The 2,454-nt window shown below is 70.7% G+C and carries 4 protein-coding genes; 2 read left to right on the top strand and 2 right to left on the bottom strand.

Annotated elements, in window-relative coordinates; genetic code table 11:
• Positions 1–429 (top strand): hypothetical protein (locus P1P75_RS41085; RefSeq protein WP_319265038.1); only part of this gene is annotated, 429 nt, incomplete at its 5' end.
• Positions 430–656: 227 nt separating this feature from the next.
• Here the strand turns inward: P1P75_RS41085 and P1P75_RS41090 are convergent.
• On the bottom strand, positions 657–1,301 hold the full coding sequence (locus tag P1P75_RS41090) for a TetR/AcrR family transcriptional regulator (RefSeq protein ID WP_150472268.1): 645 nt from the start codon (positions 1,299–1,301) through the stop codon (positions 657–659).
• A 155-nt stretch (positions 1,302–1,456) separates the two neighbouring features.
• On the opposite strand from P1P75_RS41090, the gene P1P75_RS41095 reads away from it, so the two are divergent.
• Positions 1,457–1,942, top strand: coding sequence for a hypothetical protein (locus P1P75_RS41095; protein ID WP_319265041.1), 486 nt, complete (start codon positions 1,457–1,459; stop codon positions 1,940–1,942).
• 37 nt (positions 1,943–1,979) lie between these two features.
• Here the strand turns inward: P1P75_RS41095 and P1P75_RS41100 are convergent, their stop codons facing one another.
• The gene (locus P1P75_RS41100) at positions 1,980–2,279 is read right to left on the bottom strand and encodes a DUF4229 domain-containing protein (RefSeq protein ID WP_319265044.1); all 300 of its coding nucleotides are present in this window, start codon (positions 2,277–2,279) and stop codon (positions 1,980–1,982) included.
• Positions 2,280–2,454 lie beyond the last annotated feature (175 nt).

Below are 2,454 nucleotides of genomic sequence, written 5' to 3' on the forward strand. Positions count from 1 at the left end.
GGGGGCGGGGGCGGGCCCTGGCGGAGGACCGTGGACTCGCCGGACAGCGGCGGCAACCAGGACAAGAAGCGCCTGGCCTGCCCGAGCGGACCCTGCCACGAGGGAGGCTCGGTCATCGGCGTGATGACCGAGCAGGGGCGACTGGCGTACCTGCCGATGCCCGTCGTCATGGACGCGGCGTTCGTCGCCGGCCTTCAGGAGGCGGGGTACCCGGAGCGTCGGTACCGGTTCAGCCGGCCGTGTGTGGAGAGCGCCTGCTCGCAGTGGACCGGACGGGGCTGCGCCGTCGTGGACCACGTCCTGGACGAGCCGTCCGACGGCGGGTGCGCGGGACATCGGCCCCCGTGGAGCCGGGAGGATCACGGCCGACGTGCGGGATCCGGCGGGACTGCCGATGGTTCGCCCAGCGCGGCTCGGCAGCCTGCCTGAATTGCCCGACCCTCGTGGCGGAACCGGCGGAACGGCCAGATACAGAAACCCGGCGCACCCCCGCCCGGCACACCCGGTAGAGCTGAGCGGTTGGCAGATCGCGGCCGGGGACACGCCGTAGAAAGAGTGGATCGATGGCCGGTATCTGCCAATCGAGGCCCCGCGGAGGGGATATGCCGGGCCGGCGCCCCCGGAGGGGATCCCGAGACGGTTCGGCCGGGGGTGGGTCAGGGCTCCGGTGGGGACCAGGGGTGGCCGGTCATGAGGTTGCCGAGGCCGGCCCACGCGAAGTTCATCAGCGTCGCCGCGGCCTGGCGGGGCGTGACCGACTCGGCGGTGTTGGCCCAGGCCGCCAGGGACTCGGCGGCGCCCACCAGGGCCTCGGCCAGGCCCGCCACCTCCCGTTCCGGAAGGTCCGGGTCGCGGTGTGCCTCGCGGGCCGCGACCACGATCAGCTGGGTCACGAACGCCACGATCTCCGCGCGCATCGCCGCGGCCTCGGCGGCGAAGGTCTCCCCGTGGGTACGGGCCTGGATGTGCAGGACCGACCAGGCATGCGGATGGCGGCCGGTGTGCGCGAAGAACGCCAGCAGGCCGTCCCAGAGTTGGCGGTCGGCCGGCAGGCCGGTGTCCACGCCCGCTCGCACCGCGCCGACGAGCGCCTCCGCCTCGCGCCGGATGCACGCGGTGAAGAGGTCCTCCTTGGAGTTCAGGTAGAGGTACACCAACGGCTTGGACACGCCCGCCAGTTCGGCGATCTCGTCCATCGACGCGGCCATGTACCCGCGCCGCCCGAAAGTCTCCACGGCGGCGTCCAGCATCTGCTGCTCACGGACCGCACGCGGCATCCGCTTGGTCTTCACGGCACCCATGGGGGAAAGAGTAGTTGTGGCCGACGGGGGCGAACTCCCTCGTGAAGGCCTCGTTCAGCTGAGTTGGCCGAGAGGGAGCGGGTCACCGCGTGGCCGGTCCCGGAGGCTGGAGGTACGGCACACCCGCCCGTAGCGCACCGGTGAGAGGGTCGGCCGTGACCTCGGAGCACGAGCACGAGACGCTGTGGAACCGGTGCGCGCATCTCGGGCGGGTCCTTCTGCCGCTGGTGGACCAGGAGCCATGGCGGCAGGCTCGTCGCCGCGAGCACCTGCGGGCCTGGGACATCGACACGGCGGTGGGCGAGCGGCTGATCGAGACGTTCACGGCCCTGACCGCCCACGCCGTCGCCGTCGACGCGTCCCTGACCGCCGCGGATTTCGACGCTCTTCCCCTCAGGGCGGTGGCCGACGCGACGACGGGCAAGCGTGACTACGAACTCCTCGCCGGACTCCCCGGCACCTTCGCCGACGACCGAGACGAACACGCCGTCAAGGTCTTCCGCCTGCGCGCCTACGCGGGCGGACGGGCCGGCCTCCAGCTCTTCCGGCTGGGCACGGAAGTGCGCCATGCGCTGACCGTCGTAGCGGAACGGTCGCCGGTGCCGTCCCCGACGTGCGGGGACCTCCTCCACGCGAACTGAGGACGCGCTCCCCGCCGGCGGATCCGACAGCGGGTGGTTACGAGGCCTGGCCCTGCGCGTGGGCCGAGTCGACCGCCTCGTCCTCCTGGGAGCGGTTGGACTCCAGGCCCGCCTTCATCCGGTCCACGCGCCGCACGACCGTCTCCGAGGCGCGGTCGCGCTCCTTGCGCAGCAGGACGAAGCTGAGCGGAGCGGAGAGCACCAGCGACAGCAGGACGATCCACATGCCGTTGGAGTCGCCCAGGCCGCGCGGGAAGACACCGAGGTAGACGAGTCCCCAGACCGCCGCGAGGCAGCCTACGAAGACACCGAGGCGCATCAGCGTGTAGCGGAGCATCTCAATCCGTTCTTCCGTCTCTGGGGTCCCCCCCGCTGGGGGAGGTCCGAAGGTACCTAACGTCCCAAACGGGCACCGTCCAGTGAAGCACGCTTTAACCCATCTACCGCTCCCGACAAAGCAAAAAGTTAAAATCCTGGGGGTAGCCGACTCAACAAAAAAAAAAAAAAAAAAA

The organism is Streptomyces sp. ID05-39B, assembly GCF_033794725.1.
Taxonomy (GTDB): domain Bacteria; phylum Actinomycetota; class Actinomycetes; order Streptomycetales; family Streptomycetaceae; genus Streptomyces; species Streptomyces bobili.

Coding starts and splice junctions, on each gene's coding strand:
- P1P75_RS41090 (WP_150472268.1), bottom strand. CDS start 1,301: ATGGGTGCCGTGAAGACCAAGCGGATGCCGCGTGCGGTCCGTGAGCAG.
- P1P75_RS41100 (WP_319265044.1), bottom strand. CDS start 2,279: ATGCTCCGCTACACGCTGATGCGCCTCGGTGTCTTCGTAGGCTGCCTC.